General features: G+C 47.1%; 26 protein-coding genes and 1 pseudogene. 13 read left to right on the top strand and 14 right to left on the bottom strand.

Annotated features, from left to right (window positions below):
* The first annotated feature begins 230 nt into the window (after positions 1-230).
* Positions 231-809, top strand: coding sequence for a TetR/AcrR family transcriptional regulator (locus ABK447_RS17715; protein WP_021495037.1), 579 nt, complete (start codon positions 231-233; stop codon positions 807-809).
* Positions 810-886: 77 nt separating this feature from the next.
* Here the strand turns inward: ABK447_RS17715 and ABK447_RS17710 are convergent, their stop codons facing one another.
* Entirely contained in the window at positions 887-1,771 is an 885-nt protein-coding gene (locus tag ABK447_RS17710) for a DMT family transporter (RefSeq protein WP_094031539.1), read from the bottom strand.
* Positions 1,772-1,897: 126 nt separating this feature from the next.
* On the opposite strand from ABK447_RS17710, the gene ABK447_RS17705 reads away from it, so the two are divergent.
* Positions 1,898-3,286, top strand: a complete 1,389-nt coding sequence (locus tag ABK447_RS17705; protein WP_094031540.1) for a PLP-dependent aminotransferase family protein — start codon at positions 1,898-1,900, stop codon at positions 3,284-3,286.
* Between the two features lie 65 nt (positions 3,287-3,351).
* Here ABK447_RS17705 and ABK447_RS17700 read toward each other — a convergent pair whose 3' ends face one another.
* The 5 genes from ABK447_RS17700 to ABK447_RS17680 are packed head-to-tail and all read right to left on the bottom strand — an operon-like array spanning position 3,352 to position 5,669.
* Complete coding sequence (locus tag ABK447_RS17700) at positions 3,352-3,651, bottom strand: spore coat protein (RefSeq protein WP_025284323.1); 300 nt, start codon at positions 3,649-3,651, stop codon at positions 3,352-3,354.
* Positions 3,652-3,666: 15 nt separating this feature from the next.
* Positions 3,667-3,864, bottom strand: a complete 198-nt coding sequence (locus tag ABK447_RS17695; RefSeq protein WP_025284324.1) for a hypothetical protein — start codon at positions 3,862-3,864, stop codon at positions 3,667-3,669.
* An 18-nt stretch (positions 3,865-3,882) separates the two neighbouring features.
* A complete protein-coding gene (locus ABK447_RS17690) occupies positions 3,883-5,019 on the bottom strand; it encodes a zinc-dependent alcohol dehydrogenase (protein WP_025284325.1) in 1,137 nt (378 codons plus the stop codon).
* Between the two features lie 18 nt (positions 5,020-5,037).
* Positions 5,038-5,406: a spore coat protein gene (locus ABK447_RS17685; RefSeq protein WP_094031541.1), complete on the bottom strand. Its 369-nt coding sequence runs from the start codon at positions 5,404-5,406 to the stop codon at positions 5,038-5,040.
* A gap of 17 nt (positions 5,407-5,423) precedes the next feature.
* Positions 5,424-5,669: a hypothetical protein gene (locus ABK447_RS17680; RefSeq protein WP_015416919.1), complete on the bottom strand. Its 246-nt coding sequence runs from the start codon at positions 5,667-5,669 to the stop codon at positions 5,424-5,426.
* A gap of 455 nt (positions 5,670-6,124) precedes the next feature.
* Here ABK447_RS17680 and ABK447_RS17675 point away from each other — a divergent pair, with 455 nt between their 5' ends.
* The 3 genes from ABK447_RS17675 (at position 6,125) to ABK447_RS17665 (ending at position 10,165) form a co-directional block, all read left to right on the top strand.
* Positions 6,125-7,285 carry a sensor histidine kinase gene (locus tag ABK447_RS17675; RefSeq protein ID WP_179946984.1) on the top strand — a complete coding sequence of 387 codons (1,161 nt, stop codon included), beginning with the start codon at positions 6,125-6,127 and terminating at the stop codon, positions 7,283-7,285.
* Positions 7,278-7,913, top strand: coding sequence for a response regulator transcription factor (locus ABK447_RS17670; RefSeq protein ID WP_076425605.1), 636 nt, complete (start codon positions 7,278-7,280; stop codon positions 7,911-7,913). Before ABK447_RS17675 ends, ABK447_RS17670 begins: the two co-directional genes overlap by 8 nt.
* 98 nt (positions 7,914-8,011) lie before the next feature.
* A complete protein-coding gene (locus ABK447_RS17665) occupies positions 8,012-10,165 on the top strand; it encodes an MMPL family transporter (protein ID WP_094031543.1) in 2,154 nt (717 codons plus the stop codon).
* A gap of 33 nt (positions 10,166-10,198) precedes the next feature.
* On the opposite strand, the gene ABK447_RS17660 is transcribed toward ABK447_RS17665, so the two are convergent.
* From ABK447_RS17660 to ABK447_RS17645, 4 genes are all read right to left on the bottom strand, one after another.
* Positions 10,199-10,921, bottom strand: coding sequence for a gamma-glutamyl-gamma-aminobutyrate hydrolase family protein (locus tag ABK447_RS17660; RefSeq protein WP_015239265.1), 723 nt, complete (start codon positions 10,919-10,921; stop codon positions 10,199-10,201).
* Positions 10,922-11,046: 125 nt separating this feature from the next.
* Positions 11,047-12,678, bottom strand: coding sequence for a ribosomal protection-like ABC-F family protein (gene abc-f / locus ABK447_RS17655; RefSeq protein ID WP_094031544.1), 1,632 nt, complete (start codon positions 12,676-12,678; stop codon positions 11,047-11,049).
* Positions 12,679-12,957: 279 nt separating this feature from the next.
* Positions 12,958-13,485 (bottom strand): GNAT family N-acetyltransferase, encoded by a 528-nt coding sequence (locus ABK447_RS17650; RefSeq protein ID WP_032866771.1) that lies wholly within the window; start codon positions 13,483-13,485, stop codon positions 12,958-12,960.
* A 115-nt stretch (positions 13,486-13,600) separates the two neighbouring features.
* Entirely contained in the window at positions 13,601-14,458 is an 858-nt protein-coding gene (locus ABK447_RS17645) for a YitT family protein (RefSeq protein WP_003156057.1), read from the bottom strand.
* Between the two features lie 282 nt (positions 14,459-14,740).
* Between ABK447_RS17645 and ABK447_RS17640 the strand changes: the two genes are divergently transcribed.
* Together ABK447_RS17640 and ABK447_RS17635 are read left to right on the top strand one after the other, a co-directional pair.
* Positions 14,741-15,874, top strand: coding sequence for a glycerol dehydrogenase (locus ABK447_RS17640; RefSeq protein WP_003156056.1), 1,134 nt, complete (start codon positions 14,741-14,743; stop codon positions 15,872-15,874).
* A 145-nt stretch (positions 15,875-16,019) separates the two neighbouring features.
* Positions 16,020-17,231 (top strand): Bcr/CflA family efflux MFS transporter, encoded by a 1,212-nt coding sequence (locus ABK447_RS17635; protein WP_007609720.1) that lies wholly within the window; start codon positions 16,020-16,022, stop codon positions 17,229-17,231.
* Between the two features lie 28 nt (positions 17,232-17,259).
* Here the strand turns inward: ABK447_RS17635 and fabF are convergent, their stop codons facing one another.
* Complete coding sequence (gene fabF, locus ABK447_RS17630) at positions 17,260-18,495, bottom strand: beta-ketoacyl-ACP synthase II (RefSeq protein ID WP_015239270.1); 1,236 nt, start codon at positions 18,493-18,495, stop codon at positions 17,260-17,262.
* Between the two features lie 108 nt (positions 18,496-18,603).
* Between fabF and ABK447_RS17625 the strand changes: the two genes are divergently transcribed.
* Entirely contained in the window at positions 18,604-19,443 is an 840-nt protein-coding gene (locus ABK447_RS17625; RefSeq protein ID WP_094031545.1) for a helix-turn-helix transcriptional regulator, read from the top strand.
* Between the two features lie 41 nt (positions 19,444-19,484).
* On the opposite strand, the gene ABK447_RS17620 is transcribed toward ABK447_RS17625, so the two are convergent.
* Together ABK447_RS17620 and ABK447_RS17615 are read right to left on the bottom strand one after the other, a co-directional pair.
* Positions 19,485-20,228, bottom strand: coding sequence for a sulfite exporter TauE/SafE family protein (locus ABK447_RS17620; RefSeq protein ID WP_015416927.1), 744 nt, complete (start codon positions 20,226-20,228; stop codon positions 19,485-19,487).
* A 156-nt stretch (positions 20,229-20,384) separates the two neighbouring features.
* Positions 20,385-20,843 carry a GNAT family N-acetyltransferase gene (locus tag ABK447_RS17615; protein WP_032866763.1) on the bottom strand — a complete coding sequence of 153 codons (459 nt, stop codon included), beginning with the start codon at positions 20,841-20,843 and terminating at the stop codon, positions 20,385-20,387.
* Positions 20,844-20,974: 131 nt separating this feature from the next.
* Here ABK447_RS17615 and ABK447_RS17610 point away from each other — a divergent pair, with 131 nt between their 5' ends.
* The 4 genes from ABK447_RS17610 (at position 20,975) to ABK447_RS17595 (ending at position 24,495) form a co-directional block, all read left to right on the top strand.
* The gene (locus ABK447_RS17610; protein ID WP_094031547.1) at positions 20,975-21,796 is read left to right on the top strand and encodes a MerR family transcriptional regulator; all 822 of its coding nucleotides are present in this window, start codon (positions 20,975-20,977) and stop codon (positions 21,794-21,796) included.
* 215 nt (positions 21,797-22,011) lie between these two features.
* A complete protein-coding gene (locus ABK447_RS17605; RefSeq protein WP_015239274.1) occupies positions 22,012-22,884 on the top strand; it encodes a DMT family transporter in 873 nt (290 codons plus the stop codon).
* 175 nt (positions 22,885-23,059) lie between these two features.
* Positions 23,060-23,677, top strand: a complete 618-nt coding sequence (locus ABK447_RS17600; protein ID WP_094031548.1) for an NUDIX hydrolase — start codon at positions 23,060-23,062, stop codon at positions 23,675-23,677.
* A 35-nt stretch (positions 23,678-23,712) separates the two neighbouring features.
* A complete protein-coding gene (locus ABK447_RS17595) occupies positions 23,713-24,495 on the top strand; it encodes a class I SAM-dependent methyltransferase (RefSeq protein ID WP_059368346.1) in 783 nt (260 codons plus the stop codon).
* A 48-nt stretch (positions 24,496-24,543) separates the two neighbouring features.
* On the opposite strand, the pseudogene ABK447_RS17590 reads toward ABK447_RS17595, so the two are convergent.
* Positions 24,544-25,603 (bottom strand): annotated as a pseudogene (locus ABK447_RS17590) (tartrate dehydrogenase).
* Positions 25,604-25,779: 176 nt separating this feature from the next.
* Between ABK447_RS17590 and ABK447_RS17585 the strand changes: the two are divergent.
* Complete coding sequence (locus tag ABK447_RS17585; protein ID WP_020955411.1) at positions 25,780-26,466, top strand: GntR family transcriptional regulator; 687 nt, start codon at positions 25,780-25,782, stop codon at positions 26,464-26,466.
* Positions 26,467-26,571 lie beyond the last annotated feature (105 nt).

Raw genomic sequence — 26,571 nt, 5'->3', positions numbered from 1 at the left:
TATGATGCTTGATAAATGATTTGCTGATTCATCTCCTTTACGCAGAGGCTTTTGGAGTCTGCATTTCATCAAGACTTCCCTCAAGTTATTTTATAAACTAAACGTTTAGTTTCATTATAAACAAATAATATACTAAACGTTCAGTTTTGTAAATGGGTTTCTGTTTTCTTTTTTTATACAGGTTAAGTATACTGAACGTATCGTTTATAATTCGGGAAGGAATGATTCATGTGCAGAGTAAACGAGGACGGCCGCGCGATGAAGGAACACATAAGGCGATTCTTTCTGCAGCGTATGACCTATTGTTGGAAAATGGCTTTGACGCGGTGACAGTCGATAAAATTGCTGAGCGTGCCAAAGTAAGTAAGGCAACGATTTATAAATGGTGGTCAAACAAGGCTGCCGTTATCATGGACAGCTTTCTTTCGACCGCTACGGACAGACTGCCTGTGCCAGATACAGGATCAACAGTGCAAGATATATTGACCCACGCCACGAATTTAGCAAGATTTTTGACGAGCCGGGAAGGAACCGTTATTAAGGAATTAATCGGTGCGGGGCAGCTGGATGCAAAATTGGCTGAAGAATATCGCACGCGATTTTTCCAGCCCCGCCGCCTCCAAGCGAAAGGCCTTCTGGAAAAGGGAATTCAAAAAGGTGAATTAAGAGAGAATCTTGATATTGACGTAAGCATCGATCTCATTTACGGACCGATTTTCTATCGTCTGCTTATTACAGGTGATGAGGTGAATGATTCCTATGTGCATGATCTGGTGATGAGTGCGTTTAAGGGAGTTCAGCCTGCCTGAAAAATAGCCGGATCATGTGAAAGAGATACAGACTTCTGCTGCCTATGGGCGGAACATAATGAAAAGGCCGAACAAGTTCATTGTTCGGCCTTTTCTGATTGATTTGCGAACTGCCGGGCGGCCGCCACGCAAGCGATAACGCCGGCATTCACCGCCGCAAGTTCCCATCCTGCTTTTTCATGGAGAATCATGGCGGCCAGTAACAGTCCGAAGAAAGGCTGCAGAAGCTGCAGCTGTCCGACCGCGGCGATGCCTCCCTGGGCGAGTCCGCGATACCAGAATACGAAGCCGATCAGCATGCTGAATATTGAGACATATGCAAGACTGAGCAGTGCGGGCGCGCCGATGTTTGACCATGAGTCCGGCATGAAGCAGAAAGACAGGATGAACATAAGGGGAAGCGATAAAACGAGTGCCCAAGAGATCACCTGCCAGTTGCCAAGCCGCCGGGAGAGGCGGGCGCCTTCGGCATAACCGAGACCGCACACGATAATCGAAGCGATCATGTACGTATCACCGAGCGGAGAGGATTCTCCTCCTTGCAGCAGGGCATATCCGGCTACGAGGATGCTGCCGGCAGCCGAAAAAATCCAAAAGACCGGCCTGGGCCGTTCGCCTCCTCGCACTACGCCGAAGATCGCCGTCGCAAGCGGGAGAAGTCCGATGTAGACAATGGCATGAGCGGATGTGACATGCTGAAGCGCTAAGGCTGTAAGCAGCGGGAAACCGATCACGACGCCGAGCGCTACTGTTATTAGTGAAATGATGTCGCTTTTGGCAGGGCGTTTCTCCTGAAAAATGAGGAGCAGAGCGCCTGCCAATATACCGGCTATCGCGGCGCGGCATACGGTGAGAAATACCGGGTCAAAGTCCGCTACAGCCAAGCGGGTCGCCGGAAGCGAGCCGCTGAAAATGAGCACGCCGATAAATCCGTTAATCCAGCCGTTTGCGGCTTTCTTCATTCCAATCACTCCAATATATATTTCTAAACCCATTTACAAAGTTTATAATGACTATAAACTGAAATTGGCCTTATACAAATGGCCAGTTTTTATAAAAAGAAGAATGCCAGTTTGGAGGGAGTAAAAATGGATATCACGCCATTTTTAAATAGAGATCTGGATATTCCGCTTTATCAGCAGCTTTATCGGCATTTTAAGGAAAATATGCATCAGGGCCGTCTTCCTAAAGGACTGAAGCTTCCTTCAAAAAGGCTTTTGTCAAGTCAGCTTTCCGTCAGTCAGACGACTGTGGAGCGTGCCTATGAACAGCTTGCCGCCGAAGGCTATATTGTCAGCAAGCCGAGAAGCGGATGGTTTGCCGATTATGACTCGGACGCCGTCTATGTGAAAAAGCCGGGCGCTTCGCCTGTTCAAACAAAGGCGAAGGAAGACCGCCAATGGATTGATTTTCACTACGGCACTGTGGATGCCGCTCATTTTCCGTTTTCGGCATGGCGCAAAAGCATGGTTGCAAGCTTAGATCGATACGGGCATGAGCTGTATCGGCCCGGGGATGATTTGGGCGAGCTTGAACTGAGAACGCTCATTTCAGAGTACTTATATCAGTCGCGCGGCGTGAATTGTCTTCCTGAACAAGTGATAGTCGGCGCCGGGAACCCTGCTCTTTTGCAAATGCTGTGCAAAATATTTGAAGCAAATCTATCCATCGGATATGAAGATCCGGGTTATCCGAGAGCGAGGGAGATTTTTAAAGCCAATCACATGAAGATCATTCCGATACCCGTCGATGGTGAAGGAGTCTGTATCCGGAAGCTGAATGAAGAGCGGCCGCGTCTTGTATATGTCACGCCTTCTCATCAATTTACGTTAGGAACGATTATGCCGGTAAACAGAAGGATTCAGCTGCTGAAATGGGCGGAGGAACATCAATCGTTCATTATAGAAGATGATTATGACGGTGAATTCCGATACACCGGCCAGCCGATCCCATCATTGCAGGGGCTTGATCAGCATCACCGTGTCATTTATATGGGGACGTTTTCCCAATCTCTGCTTCCTTCGCTGCGCATCAGCTATATGATTCTTCCTTTGCCGCTTATTGAAAAAGGCAGGGAAATCGCTTCTTTATATAAACAGACCGTCTCCTGCCACAGTCAGCTGACGCTGGCTCAATTTATCAAAAGCGGAGAGTGGCAGAAACATATTAACAGAATGAGAAAGCTGTACCGGAAAAAAAGAGCGGTATTATTAGAGGCCGTGCGGCGCGAGCTGGGACAATACGTCAGGATTCGCGGAGAAAATTCCGGGCTGCGGATTTTACTTGACGTTCATCTGCCTTTCAGCGAAAAAGAGCTGATTGAAAAGGCGGAGGAACAAGGCGTCAAAATCTATCCCGTGTCTCTTACCTATCAAAAACAGGTCCCTGAAAAAACAGTTTCCCTCGGATTCGCGGGGGTTTCTGAAACCGATATACAAGAAGGCATAAAAAAACTGAGAGCCGCCTGGGCGCTGTAAAAGGCAGCTCACAGTTTGAAATACTGAAGCTTGAGTCAGGGATGCAGTCTCAGCAGCAAAACGATTTATAGGACGGGCAGGCGGAGCGCCGTATCAATATTTTGCAAATTGAGCCGGACTTGTTCATTTGTGTTCCACGGGTGATACCAGCCTTTTTCCATCATATAGCGTGAGATTTGCTCATGCATGTCGATGGCTTCTTCTAAGTGACGGGTGAGGATCGCTTTCACTTCAGGCGTTCCGGCTTCCGTCGCCGCCATCGCATAGTTTCTGACTCCGCTTTTTGCCGAATTCAATAAATCCATAGCGACAATTTGGTCTGTCAGTGCATTCATTCCCGTCAAGTATTCAATAATCGGATTCATTCGTCATTCATCTCCTCATTCATGCTGTGCATCAGATAAAATTGAGGCAAATTCCTGCAATTGCCTTGTTGATGTATCCGCATCCTGCTGCATGATTTCTTTCAGCTGCGGATCGGATACGAGCGCTTTCATGGTTTTAGATTTCGTCAGACAAAGTGACTTAAAAGAAGCCATCTCCTGAATTTCGAGTAATTCATGTAAGGCGCGGGCCATTTCTGTAGCCTCCGTTCTTTAAGGTTTGAGTACAACTTTTATGCAATCATCTGTTTTCGTGTCAAACATCTCATAGCCGTGCTTCGCTTCACTAAGCGGAATGACATGGCTTACAACATCGCCCGGATCAATTTTGCCGGTTGACACCAATTCAAACATATGCGGCATATAGTGGATGACGGGAGCTTGTCCTGATCGGATATTGACGTTTCGCTGCATGATATCGCCAAGGGGAAACCCGTTGTATCTGCCGCCGTACACGCCCGTAATCTGGATCGTTCCGCCTTTTCGCACCGCTTGGGATGCGATGACCAATGCGCTCATCGCCCCGCCCTGAAGTTTTAATCCGCTGGCGAGGAACTCAAGGTCTGTCATTTTCCCGTCCATGCCGACGGCGTCAATGACAACGTCGGCGCCGCCTTTAGTGATTTCCTTCAGGTAGCTGCCCGTATTTTCGTGGTCTTCGAAGTTCACGATTTCCACTTTATTCGTCCGTTTCGCATGCTGGAGACGGTAGTTGACATAGTCTACGGCTATTACGCGTTTCGCTCCCTTTAACCAGCAGAATTTTTGAGCGAAAAGGCCCACGGGCCCGCAGCCGAGAACGATAACTGTATCGCCTTCTTTTACGCCGGCATTGTCAACGCTCCAAAAGCCGGTTGTCATCGCATCGGAAATAACACTCAGTTTCTCATCCGGTTCTTCGCATGTTTCGGGAACTTTAAAATGAGTAAAGTTCGCAAATGGAACGCGCAAATACTCCGCCTGGCCTCCCGGATAGCCGCCGGCATTTCCTGAATAGCCGAAATAAGCGCCTATATCGCCGTTCTCATTTGATTGATCACATTGGCTTTCCAGGTGATTTTTACAATAAACGCATTCTCCGCAGGCGATATTAAAAGGAATAATGACGCGGTCCCCTTTTTTGACTTTCGTCACGCCGGGACCGGTTTCTTCCACGATGCCCATCGGTTCATGCCCGATGATGTAGTCTTCCTGCAAGTTCGGGATGAGTCCGTGGATTAAATGTAAATCTGATCCGCAAATTGCCGTACTTGTGACTTTTATAATCATGTCATCGTGGTTTTCAATCTTCGGATCAGGCACGTCTTTCACAACGACGTTTTTCACTCCTTGATACGTTACGGCCTTCATGCTGTAATACCTCCAGTGTTAGTGTTCATCAGGTGTGCGGTCAAACAACCCTTTTCTGTTCGTTTCAACGGGAAACAGATTCATATTTCCGACCATGAGGGTATTTTTCGCAGAGAGCTGATCCAATTTATACTGTTCGCTCAGATCATGCGGGTGAAACCACTTTTTGCTGACCATCAAGTCTGTTATCTCCTGATGCATCGTGATTCCCTGCATGAGCTGTTTGCGAAGCAAAGCTCTTACATCAGGTGAAGCGGTTTCTGTTAAAGCAACGGCGGTATTTCTGACGCCTTCTTTGGCGCGTATGAGAAAATCCATTGCGAATGTCATATCCGCAAGTTCAGGGACATGTAATGAATTGATCGGATCTAAATGGTCATGATTCAATGATGCTTACCTTCCTTTCAATTGATGATCGAAGTCGGCCGGTTTTGAGGAACGGGGGCCTGAAACGTTGCCCGTTCATAAACCGCCTGCAGATCAGCAAGGTCTTGAGAGGCTTGCTGAACGTCTTTTTCCATTAACGTTTTCAGATCCTGATCAAACACAAGGCCTTGCATGAGCTTGGATTTCGCGACACAAAGCGTCTTGAAGTTAATGATTTCATGTAAGTCCAGCGACTCGTGAGCCGCTAATTCACGCTTATCCATAATCGTCTGAAACCTCCCTTTGTAGAAATACGTAGTTAATTTCCCCTGAGAAAAGAGGTCTAGTCTTACAAATTTTGTTTATCAGAAAAAGCGGAGAGTCAAAAAAAAAGAGGAGGCACAATCGCTTCCTCTTGTTCACATGGAACGGCTGTTGGTGTCATGAACGTTTTTCTGATGCGCGCGGTTTTGCCGCGCGGGAGACGAGCCCGCTGAAACCCGGGAAAAGTCATAAAAAAGATATAAACAAAAAAGCAGCTTGCGAACAATCCCGCAGGCTGTTTTTCCTTTCACCAGTCATGCAGGAAAGAAGGGGAAGGTGAGAAGCAGGCACTTATGGTATGATGACAAATAGAATAAAACCTCGTGAGGCCGGTCAGCTAAAAGGAAGTGGACAGAGATTGTTTGGTACAAAACATCAAGAAGACTATGTCTCCCGTGACAGACGTTCATTGCATATGCTTGCGCTTCGGGTGCCCGGTCTGGCGTTTATTTTAATGGTATATGCCGCATCAGTCTCTTTGCAGTACATTTATGAAAGCTGGACGGTTTTTTTGCTGCTGTTATTCACAATATTGATCGTCATTTTTACCGTGCTGCACTGGCATTCCCATCGCTGGGTGAAGAAAAAAACGTTTCTTTATTTCATCATACAGGGATTTATCATATATACATCGGCTAACTTGATGACTGGCGGCTATATTGCGGTTGTCGTCGGTCTCTATGCCTTTTTAATCGGGCAGATTATCGGAATGGCGGATAAGGGAAAAACGCTGCTCATACTCTATCTGTTCATTTTAATGTCCATAACAGCTTTGCACCAGGAGCATCCGCATCATCTGCTGCGTTTCATCGTTATCGCCGCTCCCATCATGATCGTGATTATCACGTATGCGGCCACATTTTTCGCACAAGTTGATGAAAAAATAAAAACACAGATGACGCTTGAAAAATTAGAGCTCGCTCACCGGCAAGTGAAACAGCTGACGCTTCAGAATGAAAGACAGCGGATGGCGAGAGACTTGCACGATACGCTTGCTCAAGGATTGGTCAGCTTGCATATGCAGCTTGAAGCGGTGCATGTTCATCTTTCAAAGGGTAACACTGACAGAGCGAAAGACATCATCAGCCAGTCAATGGACAGAGTGAAAGGCACATTGGCTGATGCGCGCTCGGCCATTGACAACCTTCGCAGCACATCAGAAAAGATCGGGTTCTTAAAAGAAAGCATCACTGAACAAATCAACCATTTTACAGAAGCCTCCGGGCTGTCTTGTTTTTTAGATTACAGCGTGCATCATGTGCTTGACGTTCATACGGCGGAGAATTGCCATTACATGATCGGAGAAGGCCTGACAAACGCCGCCAAGCATGCAGAAGCAAAGAATGTCTGGGTATCCGTTCAGGAAGAAGAGGGACAGATCCGCATAACCGTCAAAGATGACGGGAAAGGCTTTGATGCCGGAACAGAAATGAGAAAAAGCGGACATTACGGGCTGCTTGGGATACAAGAACGCGTCAATATGATGAACGGCACTTTCCGTATAACAAGCGCCAGATCAGCGGGAACTCAAATTGAGATCATCATACCAATTCAAGGAGAGGCGGAACATGTATAAAGTGTTAATAGCAGATGACCATCTTGTCGTCAGAGAAGGTCTGAAGCTTTTGATAGAAACAAATGACCATTACACCATAACGGGAGAGGCGGAAAACGGGAAAACCGCCGTCCGCCTCGCAGAGGAACTAAAGCCCGATGTCATTCTCATGGATCTGTACATGCCGAAAATGAGCGGGCTGGAAGCCATTAAACAGATAAAAGAGCATTCTGATGTGCCGATCATTATTTTGACGACCTATAATGAAGATCATCTGATGATAGAAGGCATTGAATCAGGCGCGAACGGTTATCTGCTGAAAGACACAAGCTCAGAAACCTTATTTCATACGATGGATGCGGCGGTCAGGGGAGAAGTGCTTCTGCAGCCGGACATCTTGCGGCGTTTCCGGGAAATGAAAATGGAACGGGCAAATGCCAATGAAACACAGCTGACGGACAAGGAAATCATAGTTCTAGAAGCCGTTGCGCAAGGACATAAAAGCAAAGCGATCGCCTTCGATTTAGGAATCTCAGAGCGGACGGTAAAAGCGAGATTAACATCGATTTATAACAAATTAGGCGCTGATTCGCGGACGGAAGCCGTCACCATTGCCATGCAAAAAGGCATTCTGAAACTGAATATATAATGAAAAACTGCCCAAACGTACATGCCCCTATGTACGTTTTTTTTATGTGAATGTGAACTACAATTAGGCAGAAAGTAATGATTGGAGAGGAGTATTCGATGTCTGGTTTTTTATATAAATTAGGGGGATGGTCTGCCCGCAACCGATTTAAAATGATCAGTGCGTGGCTCGTGATACTGATCGCTTCGATTGTGATCGCCATCTCGTTAAAACCTGCTTTTTCTGAGGATATGTCAATTCCCGACACACCTTCTGAAAAGGCGATGGATATCATTCAAAAAGAATTTTCAAAGGGTCCCGATAAAGGAAGCATACGGGTTATTTTCGGAGCTGAAGAAGGGAAGAAATTGACGTCAAAACCGGAAAAACAAGCGGTTGAAGAGACATTAAAGAAGATCAAAACCGATCATTCAGTCGCTTCAATTGCAAGTCCTTTTGAGACAGGAACCATTTCTAAAGACGGATCAGTGGCATATGCCGATATTACGTACAAAAAAGCGGCGGATGACATTACGGATGCGTCTGTTTCACATATGAAACACAGTCTGTCCGCCGCCGGAGACAAGGGTCTGCAGACGGAGATCAGCGGCGATGTGCCGGGGGCCGGTGTTGAAATCGGCGGTGTATCTGAAATTGTCGGCGTTGTGCTGGCATTCGTCGTACTGGCTATTACGTTTGGTTCATTAGTCATCGCGGGGCTGCCGATTGTCACGGCCTTGATTGGGTTAGGTGTAAGCGTCGCGCTGACGTTAATTGGGACACAGTTCTTTACGATAGCTTCGGTCAGTCTCTCATTATCCGGAATGATCGGCCTGGCCGTCGGGATTGATTATGCGCTGTTCATCTTTACGAAGCATCGTCAGTTTTTGGGCGAAGGTGTACAAAAAAATGAATCGATCGCGAAAGCCGCGGGAACGGCAGGCAGCGCCGTCGTTTTTGCGGGACTGACCGTGATCGTCGCGCTTTGCGGATTGACCGTTGTCGGCATTCCGTTCATGTCTGCCATGGGATTGACTGCGGCACTCAGTGTGCTGATGGCTGTATTGGCTTCTGTTACGCTGGTGCCTGCGGTGTTATCGGTCGCAGGAAAACGGATGATTCCGAAATCAAAAAGGAAAAAAGAAAAGAAAAGCGCCGAAACGAATGCCTGGGGGCGCTTCGTTACAAAGAAGCCTATTCTGTTAAGCATTTTCAGCATTATTCTTTTATCTGTCATCAGTCTGCCGGCCATGCATTTAGAGCTGGGGCTGCCTGATGCGGGAATGAAAGCGAAAGACAGCCCGGATCGCCGCGCCTATGATCTGTTGTCTAAAGGATTCGGAGAAGGCTTTAACGGCAAGCTGACAATTGTTGCCGATGCAAAAGGGGTCAAGGGGAACAAAAGTGAAGCATTTCAAGACGCCGTGAAAGAAGTGAAGGACTTGCACAATGTGGCGAGCGTCACACCTGCCATGCCGAATCAAAAAGGGGACTATGCCATCATTACGGCAATGCCTGAAACCGGGCCGAATGATAAGGCAACGAAAGAGTTAGTGCAGGATATACGGAAACGATCAGACAAAAACGGCATCCGCCTGCTCGTCACCGGGTCAACCGCGGTGAACATTGATATTTCAGACCGATTAAACGATGCCATTCCGGAATTCGCCATTCTCATTGTCGGGTTTGCGTTTGTATTGCTGACCGTTGTTTTCCGCTCACTTCTCGTGCCGCTTGCCGCTGTCGTCGGCTTTTTGCTGACGATGACCGCTACACTCGGCTTATCGGTATTCGTCCTTCAGGATGGGAATTTCACCGGCTTGCTCAGCATTCCGGAAAAAGGCCCGATTCTCGCCTTCCTGCCTATTTTAGCGATCGGTATTCTTTTCGGGCTGGCGATGGATTATCAAGTATTCCTTGTCAGCAGAATGAGAGAAGAATATGTCAAAACAAAAAATCCGGTACAAGCCATTCATGCCGGATTGAAACATAGCGGACCTGTCGTAACAGCGGCGGGACTGATCATGATTTTCGTCTTTGCGGGATTCATCTTTGCGGGAGAAGCTACGATCAAATCCATGGGCTTGGCAATGACTTTCGGTGTACTTTTTGATGCGTTCATTGTAAGAATGACCATTATTCCGAGTGTCATGAAGCTGATGGGACATGCGGCCTGGTACTTGCCGAAGTGGCTGGATAAAATCATTCCGAACGTGGATATCGAAGGCCATAAGCTGACACAAGGCAAAACACCGGAGAAACCGGAAGAATAAAATGAAAAAGCAGATCGTTATGATCTGCTTTTTTTATGTGCTGACCGCATCCATGAAAAGAGAAAAAAGCTTTTTCATGTCTTCATGTTTTTTTGTCAGCATTTCGGGATGCCATTGCACGCCGACGACAAATAATTCACCCGTCCGTTCAATTGCTTCAATGGCCCCGTCTTTCGCATAAGCCGAGGCTTTAAACGAAGGCGCCGTCTCTTTTATGATCTGGTGATGGAATGAATTCACCCGCGCTGAATCGCCAAACAAGGTATGGAGACGTGTCCCTTTTTCAAAAGAAACATGATGGGTTTTTAACGGCGGATCTTTTTCTTGATCATGCTTAATGTCAGCAAACGAAGCGTGTGTCAGGTCTTGATATAAAGTTCCCCCGTAAGTGACGTTTAACATATGCATCCCCCGGCAGATTGCAAGAATCGGCTTTTCTAAAGCAACCGCCGTGAGAATCAGCTCCTTCTCGTAGGCGTCCCGATCAGGAAAGGTCTTTCTTAAAGCCTGTAAAGGTTCTTCGCCGTAAAACAGCGGGTCTATATCCTGGCCGCCGGACAGAATGATCCCGTCAACATGAGAGACCTGTTCCTTTAAAAGCGCCGTCTCTTGAATCACCGGCAATATAAACGGCACACCGCCGGCCTCAGAAACAGACTGAATATAATCATTATTGACATATGCCCGATTATAACCCGGGAAAGGGCCGGATTGATCAGCCATAATGTTTCCCGTAATTCCAATGCGTTTGGCCATTCTTCGCCCCCCTGAACCATGCTCATAATTAATCTGAACGTAGGTTGTACAAATCAGTTTGAAATTATTCTTCATGATACGTGAGCTTTCCAAAACAAAACCCGTGACAATCACGGGTTTTTCATTCATTTCAATTTCTTGATCTCTTCCGTCAGCTCTTTGAATTTTTGATCAAGCTCACGATATTGTTTATCAGCCGGAGTCATGAAGCTGAGTTTTCCGAGGACTTCCTGCCGTTCGGTCTCAAGCTTCAATCGCAGTTCTTCAGCATCGTCCCTGACGGAGGGAGATTCTTTCCATTGTTTTCGGACGCTGCCGTTTGAGATATCAAGCCGGATGTCCGTCGTCTTTTCGACAAAGTAACGATCATGAGATACGATGATGAGCGTTCCGTCGTATCGGGCCAAAGTGTCTTCAAGCTGCTCGCGTGACGGCAGATCAAGGTGGTTTGTCGGCTCATCCAGAATCAGCACATCTTTCTCCTCCAGAATAAACGCCATCAGTTTGCATTTGACCCGCTCTCCCATGCTCATCTTGCCGATGGGTTCCGTCCATTGCGCTGCGGTAAATCCTAAATGCTTCATGAGGGATTGAACATTTCCCCTTGCTTCGAACGTTTCTTTGTAAAAAAGCTGTTCGGGGGTTTTATCAAGCGGAAGGTCGAATACTTCCTGGGTTAAATATCCGACGTTTGCAGACGGAGAAATCCATATGCTGCCGCCCTGCGCTTTTTCCTGACCGAGGATGACCTTCAATAATGTTGTTTTCCCGCTGCCGTTCGGGCCTGTAATCGCGATCTTTTCACCGTGCATCACAGTGAAATTCACGTTTTTGAAAAGCGTTCGTCTGTCATATGACTTTGTGACATCACTTACTTCTAAAAAACGCTTTCCCGCTTTTTTGCGGTGCTCAATGGAAAAACGGACTTCATACTCCGCTTCAACCGGTTCTGCTTTCGCTTTTTCAAGCTCTTTTTCAAGACGCTTCTGCTTTGATTTAATCTGGGCGTCCGTGCGTTTTGCTTTTACGCGATGGTATTCTTTAAACCCTTCTATTTTCGTTGATTGGGCGTGGGCTTTTTTTGACCAGGCGCTCAGCTCGTTCATTTGAGCTTCAATCCTTTTGACCATATTCTGCTGATTCTCATATTCGCGCTGCTGTGTCAGTCTTCTCTGTTTGCGGACCTCCATATAGCTTGAATAATTCCCTTTATGTTCAATGAGTTTCTTTCCTTCGATGGCCCAGATTTTTGTCGCTGCTGCATCTATAAAAGCACGATCATGCGAAACAAAAATAATGGTGCCTTTGTAATTCTTGATCTGATTTAGCAGTATTTCTAAACTGTGCTGATCGAGGTGGTTCGTCGGCTCATCTAATAACAAAAGGCTGCTTGAGGAGGAGAAACCTTTGGCAAGACGGGCTTTCAATTTTTCTCCGCCGCTTAATTGCGAAAAGGCGCGTGCGGGTACGTTCCACTTTTCTAACAAGGCGGCCTCCGCAGGCTCCGGATGGCCGGAATCGTAAGCTTCTGTTTCTTGTTCCACCATATATATGTTCACATCTTGCATCATCTGGATCTGTCCTTGTGACGGCGTTTTTTGATTGCAGATCAATTGCAGCAATAACGATTTGCCGGCGCCGTTTTTACCGATAACGCCGATGATGTCACCTTGCTGAACGCTCGCGCTGATCTGTTCAAAAAGGGGAACGCTGTTGATTTCATAACTGATGCCGCTTATTTTTAACATTTCTTTCATATGTCAATCCCTCGCTTTAAAGGGAGGACCAAAAAAAATCCTCCCAAATTGATTTGGAAGGATTAGCCGTACCTGTGCATGATCAAATAAGCTATTTTTACATAGCTTTCGTATCGTATAGAAAATGGGCAGACTAATCCTATTTTTTCTGATTTGAAATATTTGATTTCAAACGGTCAAAATAAGATTAGTTAATCATTGTCCACCCATCATCCCTTCGTATTTGTTACAAACAGTGTAGCACACACTTATCTGTAAAAGCAAAGGGTATAAGCCTTTTTATTCCAGATTGGAGACTTCCCACTCTTCTTCTAAAACGGCATAATAATATTCATCCCACCATTCATTATCATGGGGGATGCATTTTTTAAAAAAGCCTTCCCGCCTCATCCCGATCTTTTCCATCACCCGGTGCGAAGCCATGTTTTCCGGCTGACATGTCGCAATGATCCGGTGTAATTTCATCTTGTTAAACCCGAATGCCAGCACGGCGCGCGCCGCCTCTGAAGCATATCCTTTGCCCTGGTATTCCGGGTGAAACACCCAGCCGATTTCATACGTATGATCGCCAAAATACTGAAAAAAAGCAATGTGGCCAATGACCGTTTTTTCATCCTTCAATAAAACGGGAAACTTCCCGGCATGTTCACCGCTGTTTTCAGTAACGAATTTCCTGGCATCTTCTTCAGTAAAGACACCCTCTGGTATATATTTCATGACATTCGGATTTGAGGCGTACGCATAGACATCCTGCCAATCTTCCGGTTCAAATGTCCGAATTACGAGCCTGTCAGTTTTGATATTCATTTTTTATGTTCCTCCATCAAAAAGATTTTTTCTACTACTTCGATTGAAAAATGTAAAAACCTTTGAGCGGGGAAGAGCCGAATAAAAAAAGCCTGCAGCTATACACTGCAGGCGGTTATTTTTCATTTGCGGCGGCGGGCAGGTTTGTAAACCCGAATTGCCCTCCGACAGCTTCTTTTACTTCATGAATAACGATAAATGATTTCGGATCAATTTTTTGAACATGTTTTTTGATTTTCAGCAATTCGTTCTTTTTAATGACAACATAGATAATGCGCTTGTCTTTGCTGCCGTAATACCCGTATCCGTAAAAAATCGTCGCCGCATTGCCGTACTCGGAGGTGATGGCTTTGGCGATTTCTTCGTATTGGTCAGACATAATGGTGAGGGCTTTTTTATTATGGAAACCCTCAATGACAATATCGACGATTTTGGCGCACAGATATACGAATATAAACGTATACAGCATATGATTGATGCCGATCGCTAAAACGGATGCGAAAATGATGACACAATCCATATAAAACATGCTTTTGGAGATGTTAAAGCCCTTTGTGTAATTTAATAAATACGCCAAAAGCGTGGTCCCGCCGGTAGATCCGTCAGCAATAAAGATCAATGCCAGCCCCGCTCCCATCAGCAGAGCGCCGAATACAATCCCGAGCACCATATCGTGCACGCCGAACGGAATAAAGCTGACGATGCTGAGAAAAACAGAAGTCATTCCCGTACCGAGTATCGTGTATAAAATCGTTTTTTTCGTTAAAAATTTATAAGCCAGCCCGATAAAAATCAAATTTACAACCAGAGTCGTAATACTTGCAGGTATATGGAAAAGATAATATAACACGAGAGCGATTCCCACGGTGCTGCCGTCCCCTAAATGATTCGGGATGACGAAAAATTCCACGGACGCCGCAATAAGAAAGGCTCCGGCCATAATCATCAGTATATCCTTGCAAATGTTCTTCATGTGCAAACCTCCTCCGCAGTCAAAAATATATAAAAAACAAAAACGCCTCAAAAATTATCCAGCAGAACTAAATAATTTTTAAGACGAATCATTCACAATCTCGTTTGTTCATTCAGTAAAGAATGATCAGCTTCAATATCGAAGATTATATAGACACCTTCACATCTTGTCAATGCCGTGAAAATTGATTTTTCTGCAGTGTATATGAGGTTTAAATCAATTTAAAACGAGGAATTATATCAGAAGAGTTTTCATTTCTGCTCTATCAATAAGAGAAATGTAATGAGAGACAACGAAGAAGGGATGATGACATTGGAACGAATTTTTATCAGTCCGGCCAAATACGTGCAGGGAAAAAACGCCATTGAAACGATCGGCGGACATCTGGAGGGCGTTGGTGAAAAAGCCGTCGTCATCGCGGACAAAACCGTATGGGATATCGCGGGCCACAAGGTGACGGCTGAATTAAAGAAAAGCAATATCTCTTCTGAAGAGGCGGTTTTCAACGGCGAAGCCTCCCAGGAAGAAATGAAAAGAATTGCCGGCATCGCAGAAAAAGCAGGCGCGACTATTGTCATCGGAGTCGGCGGCGGTAAAACGCTTGATACGGCCAAAGCCGTATCAGATGAAATAAACGGCTATACCGTTATCGTGCCGACGGCCGCTTCAACGGATGCTCCGACAAGCGGGCTGTCTGTCGTGTATTCTGAACAAGGCGCGTTCGAAAACTATCGTTTCTATCATAAGAATCCTGACCTGGTTCTGGTCGATACGAAAATCGTCGCGGAAGCTCCGCCGCGCTTTTTAGCATCAGGGATTGCCGATGCGATGGCGACGTGGATAGAGGCGCGCAGTGTCATCGCCAATGGCGGTAAAACGATGGCAGGCGGAATTCCGACAATCGCCGGAGAGGCTATCGCGGAAAAATGTGAAGCGGTATTATTCAAATACGGCCATCTCGCTTATGAGTCTGTGAAAGCGAAAGCCGTTACGCCCGCATTGGAAGCGGTGGTTGAAGCCAATACACTTCTGAGCGGACTGGGATTTGAAAGCGGCGGCTTAGCTGCGGCGCATGCCATTCATAACGGATTTACCGCGCTTGAAGGAGAAATCCATCACTTGACCCACGGTGAAAAAGTGGCATTCGGCACGCTCGTTCAATTGGCGCTGGAAAAACGTTCGCTTGAGGAAATTGAGCGGTATATCGCGTTTTATATTAGCTTGGGGCTGCCTGTCACACTTGAAGACATCAAATTGAAAGACGCATCTAAAGAGGACATTATGAAAGTGGCAGAAGCCGCGACGATTGAAGAAGAAACAATTCATGCCGCTTTTGACGTGACGGCTGACGACGTGGCGGATGCCATTATAGCGGCTGATCAATACGCAAAAGCATTTAAAGAAAAACACGCGTAAAACCTTTTATCGCGTGACCCGGACCCAAGGGCTGTTACAGCCCTTGGTTTTTTTATGCCCTTTGAAAACTTTTAAAAATAAAGAAAAAATTATGATACAATATACAAATGTTTTGAGAGATTGACAAAGGAAAGGTGGGAACGATATGCTGCATAATCCGACCGGTAAGGAGCGGCTTGCGCTGGCTTTTCTTCTCGGAATGCTTGCGATACTGGGGCCGCTCAATATAGATATGTATCTGCCAAGTTTCCCTGAAATCGCTGAAGATTTAAGCGCCCGCGCATCGCTTGTCCAGCTCAGTTTAACCGCATGTCTGATCGGACTGACAATCGGACAGGTTGTTGTCGGCCCGTTAAGTGACGCGAAGGGAAGAAGAAAACCGTTATTACTATGTATTTTTTTATTTGCGTTGTTTTCTCTGTTTTGCGCGCTTGCACCGAACATTGTGACACTAGTGATTGCCCGTTTTCTTCAAGGATTCACCGCTTCGGCAGGACTCGTTTTATCCCGTGCAATCGTCAGAGATGTGTTTACGGGAAGAGAGCTTTCTAAATTTTTCTCGCTGCTGATGGTCATTACCGCCGTCGCGCCGATGGTGGCGCCGATGACGGGAGGCGCGATTTTACTGCTTCCGTTTGCATCATGGCATACGATTTTTCTCTTTTTAACCTTTATCGGGTTTTTGCTTGTTCTCATCATTGCGCTCAAGCTGACAGAAACCCTGCCGCCGGAAAAGCGGATTCCGAGCTCCATCGGAAATTCCGTGCGGACAATGGGAAGCCTGCTGAAGGATCGGTCATTTATCGGCTATGCGCTGACGGTCGGTTTTATTCACGGCGGGAGCTTTGCGTATGTCTCCGGAACGCCTTTCGTGTATCAGGACATTTACGGAGTATCGCCTCAGGTATTCAGTGTTTTATTCGGCATAAACGGTCTGGCGATCATTACCGGAAGCTTTATCATCGGGCGTTTCGGCGGGATCATTCACGAAAAAAGCCTGCTGAGAATCGGCGTGATTACAGCGATGACAGCGACTGCCGTTCTGCTCGTCATGACGATCATTCACGGGCCGCTGGCGGCACTGGTGATTTCAATTTTTATTTATATGATTACGATCGGCATGACGCTGACAAGCACCTTTACATTGGCGATGGAAAAGCAGGGACACCGCGCGGGAAGCGCAAGCGCACTGCTCGGCATGCTTCCGCTTCTTCTCGGTTCCATCGTGTCGCCGCTTGTGGGGATGAATGAAGCGACGGCCGTGCCGATGGGGGCAATTATGTTCACGACATCCGTTATCGGTTCCATCGCTTTTTTCGCCTTAACAACAAAACCGGAGAAAGCAAAAAAGGAGTGAAATGATTCACTCCTTTTTTTGATGCCCGCTATTCATATTTCTTCAGCACGATTGCCGAATTATGCCCGCCAAAGCCGAATGAGTTGGAAAGGCCGATCGTTAACGATTGATGGCGGGGCCCGTCTGCTACATAGTCCAAATCACATGCCGAATCAGGGTGCTGCAGATTGATCGTCGGCGGGATGATGCCGTGTCTCAAGCTTTCTGTCAGAGCGATGGCTTCAACGCCGCCTGCCGCGCCAAGCATGTGGCCGAGCATTGATTTGTTGGCCGTAACCGGAATATCATACGCAAGCTCCCCGAATAATGTCTTGATGGCCAATGTTTCAGAAAGATCTCCGGCTTTTGTGCTTGTCGCATGAGCGCTTACGACATCAATGTCTTCCGCTGAAACGTTCGCCTTTTTCAAAGCGTTTTTCATCGCCAGGTATGCGCCCGTTCCTTCCGGATGGGAGGCCACCATATGATAGGCGTCAGAGCTCGCACCGTAGCCGAGCACCTCACAAAGGATCGGGGCATTTCTGCCGATTGCGCTATCCAATGATTCCAATACTAAGATGCCCGCGCCTTCACTCATGACAAATCCATCGCGATCCGCGTCAAACGGCCGGCTTGCCGCGGCGGGGTCTTCGTTTCTCGCTGACAGCGCGTGGGCATTGCCGAAGCTGGCTAATGACAAATTCGTAATCGCCGCTTCCGCTCCCCCGGCAAACATGATATCTGCGTCATCATTCCGAATGGCGTTGAATGCTTCCCCGATCGACGTATTGCCGATGGAACACGCGGTGACGGGAGAAAGTGAGGGGCCGAGCGCGCCTAATCTGATGCTGATTTGAGCGGCGGCCGCATTTGAGATCATCATGGGGACAAGGCTCGGGCTCACTTTTCGCGCTCCCCGTTCATTTAAAGTATGAACATTATCAATCAAAGTCGTGATGCCGCCGATTCCCGAGCCGACGTACACGCCGAGGCGTTCACGGTCAATCTGATCGAGCTGAATCCCGGAGCTTTCAAGCGCCTGTTCTGCTGCCGCTAAAGCAAACTGGCTGAAACGGTCAAGCCGTCTCGCTTCTTTTCTGCCCCATCTTTCTTCTGCGTCAAAATCACGGACGGTACCGGCTATTTTTGTCTTTGAGCCGGAGACATCAAACGAATCGATGAAAGAGATTCCCGATTTTCCTTCCGTCAGGTGTTTCCAAAATGTATGCACATCATTGCCGAGAGGTGAAATCACTCCCATTCCGGTGATCACAACTCTTTTCATGGTCATTCCTCCTTCGGTATGTATTTATTGTAACTCGCAATTATCCTATTACAAGTTGTTGATTATCCTAGTATAATGAATACCAGGGTAAGAGAGGAGAGATTCGGTATGATACCAGAAGGAAGATTGCAGGCGCTCTCAGAGTTTTTAAAAACGCAGCGGGCCAAAATTTCTCCGCAGATGGCCGGGCTGCCGATGGGCACACGGAGAAGAACGCCCGGACTCCGAAGAGAAGAGGTCGCGCAATTAGCCGGCGTAAGCACCACGTGGTATACGTGGCTGGAGCAGGGCAGAGACATTAAAGTGTCCGTAGCCGTATTGGACGCCGTTTCCGATGCGCTGCAGCTGAACAAAGATGAGAGAAATTATTTATACGCGCTTGCCATTGAGGAGGGCGTGAAGCAGCCGTTTGCTGCGGAGGAAGAAGCGGTTATCAGCCCGTCCCTTTCAAAAATCCTGCAGGAGCTCCGTTATTGTCCCACCATTATCTCGGACAGGCGGTGTCATATCGTAGGGTGGAACCAGGCTGCGGCGCACGTGTTTTTAGATTTTGAACAAATTCCTCCTGAAAAGCGGAATCTCATAGAGCTATTGTTTTCCAGAAAAGAATTAAGAAGTTTAGCCGTGAACTGGGAGCACTTTGTGAAAGGATTCATCGCCATTTTCAGAACGTATTACGGCCAGTATGTAGCTGATACGTGGTATTCTCAGTTTATAGAAGAAATGGAGAAAACGTATTCGGAATTTCATACGCTGTGGAATGAGAGCGAAGTCAGCTCGGCACCCGAAGTATTAATTGAGTTCCGCCACGCGAAGGCGGGAAAAATGGTCTTTAACCTGACTTCATTTCAGGTTCAGGGCAACAGTGATCTGCGTTGTAGTGTGTATACGCCGGTAGATCATACCGAAACGGAAGCAAAGCTGAAAAAGCTCTTCGAAAACAGATGAAGAACAGAACAAAACGGGAGGCGGCCGCCTCCCGTTTCAGTTTAAAATAAAAGCATGAGACCGGCGATGGCCGGTGTTAAAAAGATGGCTGATTTCAGAATGACTTTCGGCACGAGGTTGGTGAATTTCGCTCCGACATATGCGCCGCACATCGTTCCGATCAGCACTTTGACCAACAGCATATAATCGACAAATCCTTCCGTCACATAACCGAGTCCTCCGCCGACCGCAAGCGGGATAATGACAAGCATGGTGGTGCCGACCGACTGGCGGATGGATAAGCGCAAAAGAATCATTAAGCCGATTTGGATGAAAGGGGCAGAGCCGATCCCGAACGTTCCGGACAGGATTCCTGCGATGACACCGAGTACAACAGCTTTCACCCATATGTTCAGATTGCTTTGCTGTCCGGAATCTTCTTGTGTTTCTTTTACAATAAATAACCGGACTAAAATAAGCAGAGCAGATAAAAACAGCATGCCCGCCGTCAAGTAATGCAGCAAATCTGCGGGGATAAGGGAAGTAAGCCTTGCCCCGAAAAACGAACCGAATGCCGCAAAAACGCCGACGATGAGACCGATTTTCATCTGAATATTGCCTTCACGGTAGTGGCTGAATGCCCCCGATAAACTTGTGAAAGCCATTCCGGCAAGGGAGGTGCCTAAAGCCGTATGAATCGGTACGTGAAACAGTATAGTTAAAAGTGCAATGACAAAACCGGCTCCCCCGGCGCCGATAAACCCGAGAATAATCCCGAGAAGAAACATAACGAGTATAATAAGCACAATCTTCTCCTCCATTAGATGCCTGAACACCATGTTCCGCTCCGCTGTATCAGGTTTTAATAATCGACCGTAGTCCGTCGACCGTCGTCTAATATCTTTATGTTACCTCAAATTTAAGGTATTGGCAAGAAGACGAATTGCTTTTATACAGAGGGTTTACAGCTCTTTCACCATCACTTTTTCACCATTGAAGTCCAGCTCTCCATTGAATAAGAAGCCGAATTTTTGATAAAGCCGCAATGCGTGGACGTTATCTTCAAACAGGCTTAAATAAATCCGTCTGCAATCATATATTTGAGTGAGATGACGGATTAGGGCATCAAGCAACAGCTTGCCCAATCCCCGTCCCTGATAGCGTTCATCAATAAAAAAACGGTCAAGCCACACTCTGCCGTTTTCATTTTCCTCATCATATTCCGGAAACCATCCGTACATGGCAAAGCCGACCAATTCCCCGTTAACATAAAGACCGGCCGGCTGATAATGCCGGCAATCCTCAGCATCTTGTAAGCACTCTTCCGCGGTTTCAATAAATGAAGTCTGGCTTTCCCTTACATGAAGCGCCAGTATATCGGCACGGTTTTCTTCCGTGACTGTTCTGATTTCAATCGTCATACTTGATACTCCTCTTCCGCTTTTTTTGAGACGGTAAAGCTTTCATTACGTAAGCCATTTGTGAATCAGCCTTCTCTCGGATACAATGATCATCATAAAGGATATGGTTACCGTATAGTCAAGGAGGCATTATGAGCGAAGACGTCAGAAAATACTTCACAACGGGTGAATTTGCAAAACTGTGCCACGTAAAAAAACAAACCCTGTTCCATTATGACGAGATCGGCCTGCTTTCTCCGGAAATCAAAAAAGCGAACGGATACAGATACTATTCCTATCATCAATTCGAACTGTTTCAGGTCATCGGTCTGTTTAAGGAGGTCGGCGTGCCCTTGAAGCAGATCAAACCGCTCTTAACAGACAAAACCCCTGAGGGTATCATCACGCTTTTAAAAGAGAAATCTTCAGAAATCGAAAGCAAAATCAAAAAGCTGGAGCACCTGCAAAGGATGATTCGGACAAAGGTGAAGCTGACCGAACAAGCCTTGGAGACAGACTTTTCCTCCGTCTCATTGCAGCGATTAGATGAAGAGACACTTATGATAGGACGGCCCGTACTCCATTTGCCAGAACGGCAATATACTGCCGCCATTTCAGAATTGATCCGCTATATGCGGGTACATGAGCTCGATCAGGGGCATCCGGTCGGCGGACTGTTTGCGCGGGAGCAGATTATGAAAAAAGAATTCTACAACTACACCCATTTTTATATGAAGACAGAAGAAGGCATAGAGAATAGAGACCTCCATATCAAGCCGAAAGGGCTTTATGCCGTCGGGTACCAAATAGGGGATGAAGCGGAAGCGGCTTACCGCAGCATCATGCAGTTTATTGAAGAGTATGGGCTGGAAATGGGCGATTATGCATATGAAGAATATATGCTTGATGAGGTTGTGGCGGACGGGTTTGACAATCAGATCACAAGAATCCAGCTGCAAGTCCGCAATCGATAAAGCCGATGCCGCCGTTCATTTACGTCTTTTAACAAACCTTGTATAATGAGAAAAATCAGTTTGCAATTGAGGTGAAAAACGATATGTTTCTAGCGCCCTTATTTGAACATGATGTACCGGCAGCACTTCTCCGCCCTTAATGGAGGAAAGTGACTGCGCTTCTCTCCGTTAGGGCATATGACGTGACCTAATATGATAACGGAGGGTGCATCAAATTGAAAAATACATTGTTCGGTTCGATTTATTTGGCATTGGCCGCCAGTATCTGGGGCGGTATGTATGTCGTTGTAAAAGTTGTGGTAGCGGTCATTCCGCCGCTTGAACTGGTATGGCTGAGATATGCGGTGGCGCTTCTTTCGCTTTTGATTCTCAGTTTATTTACACGCCAATCCTGGAAAGTTCATAAACGTGATTTATTACTGATCGCTGCGATCGGATTGATCGGCAACACGGTTTCGATCGTCACGCAGGAAATCGGCACGAAATTATCAACCGCGCAGATGGGTGCGATTATTACGGCATCCACTCCCGCATTTATGGTTGTATTTGCCCGGCTGATGTTGAAAGAACGGTTAACGCTGAAAAAAGGAATATCGACAGGGCTGGCGACGATCGGAGTATTGCTCATTGTGGGGAACGGAGATCTCAATATGTCGAGCCAGCTCGGCGGTCTCTCGCTTCTGGCTGCGGCGCTGACATGGGCTTTGATGTCCGTGCTGATGAAACGGGTTCCCGGCCATTACTCACCGCTTGTCGTCACAACGTATTCCATTTGCGTCGCATTTGTCATCCTGACCCCGTTTACAGCGGGCCCGCTTCGGGAGATTCCTTTGTCTCAGCTTGCCCGGCCTGAGATATGGGGCGGACTTTTATATCTGGGTGTGATCTCAACCGCCTGCGCGTTCATGCTTTGGAATCGCGGATTGCAATTACTGAATGCGGCAAGCGGCGGTCTGTTTTTCTTCTTTCAGCCGCTTTCCGGGACTTTGCTCGGCTGGCTGCTGCTGGGAGAGACGATCGGAGGAACCTTCTGGATCGGGGCGGCTCTTATTGTTTCAGGCGTCGTTCTTGTCATGAAAGAAAAATAGAAAATGAAAAAAAGCCATTCAGCAAATGAATGGCTTTTTTCTGTTTTTCCGGCAGGATTCGCTCCGTCATACACAGAAAACAAGGAGCAGAAACGGATCATGGGCACCGGTACTCTCAAGGTGCAATACTCGGACCCTCAGGGTTTCGTCAATTAACATAACGGGCGGTGAAAAAATGGAGCCAAAATGGCTTGAATGGGCAAAACAGCTTCAATCCGCGGCGCAAGCGGGGCTGGCTTATTCCAAAGACATATATGATATTGAGAGATTTGAAGAAATAAGAAAAATAAGCGTGGATATCATGGCGCATCATACCGGCACCGACAAAAGGGTCATCAAAGACGTATTCGCCGGTGACACGGGCTATCCCACTCCGAAAGTTGATATCAGAGCGGCAGTTTTTAAAGATCAGAGCATATTAATGGTAAGAGAGAAAAGCGACGGCAGATGGGCGCTGCCGGGCGGATGGGCTGATATCGGGATTTCACCGGGCGAGACCGCTGTCAAAGAAGTAAAAGAGGAGTCGGGAATCGACGTAAAGCCCGTTAAACTGTTAGCTGTAATGGATAAGAAATGCCATTCCCATCCGCCGTCCGCCGCCCACGTTTACAAAGTGTTTATCAAATGCGAGATCATCGGCGGCCGGATCAGGGAGGGAACAGAAACAAGCGCCGCCGGCTTTTTTGCGGAAACGGAACTGCCGCCGCTATCTGAAGCCCGCAATACAAAAAGTCAGATTGAAAAGATGTTTGCATATCTCAAACATCCGGACGAACCCGTTTATTTTGATTAAGGCAGCAATCAGAAAGAAAAGGGGGCCCGAGTATAATGGAGGATTCAATTAAACAGCAGGCGCAGCGGCAATTTGCCAAAAACGCCGCGAAATATGTGACTAGTCCAGGACACGCCGCAGGAGAGGATTTGGCGTATCTCGTTTCAGCTTCCGGTGCCGAAAAGCATATGGACGTGCTGGATATCGCGACGGGAGGCGGACATACGGCTAACGCTCTCGCTCCTCTCGTACGCTCTGTTATCGCCTATGACCTCACGGAAGAAATGTTAGCAGCCGCTGAAGCATTTATAACCGGAAACGGATGGACGAACGTGTCATTCGAAAAAGGCGATGCTGAAAAGATGCCGTTTTCCGATGCTGCTTTCGATATCGTCACATGCAGAATCGCGGCGCATCATTTTCCCGATGTCAGAGCCTTTGTTCATGAAGCGTTTCGGGTTGTCAAACCGGGCGGCAGACTGCTTCTCATTGACAATACCGCACCTGAAAAGGATGAATATGACCATTTTTATAATGACATTGAGAAGAGACGGGATCAGAGCCACTTTCGGGCGTGGAAAAAAACAGAATGGCTCTGTTTTCTGGAGACAGCCGGCTTCCGGATTGAATCCGCTGTCTGCTTTTTGAAACCATTTCAATTTACCGTCTGGTGTGAACGGGCAGGCCTGACTGAAGAGAAAGCCGCATTACTGGAAAAACAGATGCTGGATGCTCCTCGTGATATACAGCGGTTTTTTTCTGTAGAAAAGGATCAATCAGGCCGTATTGCGGGCTTCACAGGTGAATCGGCCTGTTTCTGCGCGATCCGTCCCGTCTGAGACGAAAAAAACCGCTGTGCAGTTTTCCTGCCCGCGGTTTTTTTCGTATTATCTGTTCTTGATTTGAGAAATAATAGCGGAAGTGACATCTTCCGTTGAATGTTTTCCGCCGACATCAGGAGTCAGAATGCCGCTGTTTGTGACCGTTTCAATAGATTGTAAGAGGAGATGGCCCAGTTCCTCTTCTCGGAATGAATCGAGCATTAATTTCGCCGTCCATATTTGGCCTATAGGATTGGCAATTCCTTTTCCGACAATATCCGGGGCGGAGCCGTGAACAGGCTCAAACATGGAAGGATATTTGCCGTTTACATTGATGTTGGCTGCGGGAGCGATTCCGATGCTTCCCATAATCGCCGCGCCGATATCTGTCAGCACATCTCCGAACAGATTTGAAGCGACAATGACATCGAAGCGTTCCGGCTGCGTGACAAAGAAGGCCGCCAGTGCATCGATGTGCTGGGAATCCGTCTCAATCCCGGCGTACTCACGGCTGACCTCTTTAAAGATGTCATCCCAGAACGGCATCGAGTGAACAATACCGTTTGATTTCGTCGCGCTTGTGACGTGTTTCCGCCGACTTGCCGCCAGTTCGAAAGCATACCGCATCACTCTGTCCGTACCCCGTCGGGAAAAGACCGCGTTTTGTATGGCGATTTCGTCCTCACCCTGATTGATTCTGCCGCCGACAGAGCTGTACTCGCCCTCACTGTTTTCGCGGACGACTATCAGATCAAAATCCTTCGGGTTAACGAGGGGAGAAGTGATTCCCGGCAGGAGTTTTGCCGGCCGCACATTAATCACCTGTTCAAATTCCCGGCGTATCTTGATGAGCAGCCCCCCACAGCGAAACATGATCGGGGACGAGTTTTTGATTCCCCGCCGCTCCCAAAAACAAAGCATCAAAGTGCTGTAACCTTTCTCATCCATCATCCGGTATCATAGTCCCGTGCTCCAAATAATACTCGCAGCTCCGCGGAAAAGAAGTGAACTCAAAGGCAATGCCTCCATGTAATTCGGCGATCGCGTTCAACACCCGCTCCGCTTGCGGAACTGCCTCTTTCCCCACACCGTCCCCCGGTATGCTGGCAATCTTGTATGTTTTCATGTTTCCGTCACCTCCGAATGAATTGTTTTCGGTTTACGGAATACCCTCGACCAACTATACTTCCATATTACGGCACCTCCGATATGCTGACAAGCCCGGGAATGTTGCTTCCATAGATAAACTGTTATATGATCTTGGTAACAATAAGGCCTAAATTGTATGAAGAGGTAGGAAAGATGGATAATTTTAAATTAGATAAGCCAATCCCGTATTATCTGCAATTTTATTCCCAATTGAAAAAAATGATATTTGACGGGATTTTTAAACCGGGTGAACGGCTGAATGAGACTCAGCTGGCCAAGGATTTCGGAGTCAGCCGGTCGCCGGTCAGAGAAGCCATGCGGCTCCTTGAAAAGGACGGGCTTCTGACGGCAGACGATCGAAACGGCTTTGTCATTTATTCTTTGTCCGTTAAGGATGTTGAAGAGATTTATAAAATCAGAATGTCACTTGAATCACTGGCGGTCGAACTGGTTATTGATGAAGCGGCTGAGAGTGAAATTGACCTCATTGAAAAACAGCTGCGGGAGACGGAAGAAGCCATCAATAAAGGCGTCAAAGAGACTGAGATTATTTCCTTAAACGAGTCGTTTCATCGGCTCCTTGTGGATTTCAGCCGCAACAGCCGGCTGGCCATGCTGCTTGAGCATGTCAATGTGCTGATTCATTTTTGCAGAGTTCTTAATTTTAAAGGCGATGAACGTGCGGAGGTTATTCTGCATGAGCACCGGAAAGTCTTTGAAGAAATAAAAAAGGGCGACAAAACAAAAGCCGTGCAATATATGACGGAGCATCTCAAGCATGATGAAGAACATCTGAAAGGCGTGCTGAGAGCGGAAGAAACAGACGAATCATCACGATAGACAAGGCGAAATGCCTTGTCTTTTTTTTGCCGATGTCATCGAACCGTCATAAAGACCTGACGGATGTTCCTTGCATGATTTTTTCCGCGTCATTTATGATGGATA

The sequence above is a fragment of the Bacillus sp. hwrm1 genome (assembly GCF_040207805.1).
GTDB classification, from domain to species: domain Bacteria; phylum Bacillota; class Bacilli; order Bacillales; family Bacillaceae; genus Bacillus; species Bacillus velezensis.
The sequence above is the reverse complement of the archived record's forward strand: the minus strand, read 5'-3'. Positions and strand labels throughout refer to the sequence as shown.